Origin of the sequence: Brevibacillus reuszeri (assembly GCF_002897295.1) — a bacterium.
Lineage (GTDB): Bacteria > Bacillota > Bacilli > Brevibacillales > Brevibacillaceae > Brevibacillus > Brevibacillus reuszeri_A.
The window spans coordinates 1-533 of sequence record NZ_BEXF01000137.1 but is presented as its reverse complement, the minus strand read 5'-3'; the positions used below and the strand labels follow the sequence as shown (position 1 = coordinate 533).

The window sequence follows — 533 nt, the reverse complement described above, 5'->3', positions numbered from 1 at the left end:
ATACATATCGGAATCGTCGGCAAGCGTTTCGGACCATACCTTGCGTCCGCTGCCGATGTCGACCTGAGTATTTGCCAATACATAATACATGGAGAAGGTAACCGGATAACCGGCGATAAGGTCCCCATCGATAGTTCGGACCTCCGCTTGGATCTCTGCAGTAGATCCCCCGGCTTTTATGCCGTCCATTGGAGTATCTCCGGCTGCACCGGTCACAGGCTTAACGCCCAGTACGCCGTTACTGCCATTAGTATCCTTCTGGAAGAAAACAGGTAGGCCGCTTGCATTTCTTAAAGGCACCGTATTTACAATTTGGATATGGGTCGGGGCCTGCTCTACTTCCTGTTGTCCTTGATTCGTGCCAGGCACAATCAGTCCGCTGTAGTTGTTAAACTGCCAGGAATAGATGTCATGGTCCTGATAGGAACCGCCCGTGGCTGCCGTAAATCCGATGTAGGCATCATCCTGAAGCAGCATGGACGAAAGGTCCTGCGTGTCAGACATGATGGGTTTCACGGGAATGACAGATCCGC

The 533-nt window shown here is 51.8% G+C and carries 1 protein-coding gene; it reads right to left on the bottom strand.

Going from position 1 to position 533, the window contains the following annotated elements; genetic code table 11:
* A partial coding sequence (locus C3B52_RS35845) for a hypothetical protein (protein ID WP_268811934.1) occupies positions 1-516 on the bottom strand: 516 nt, incomplete at its 3' end.
* Positions 517-533: the final 17 nt, after the last annotated feature.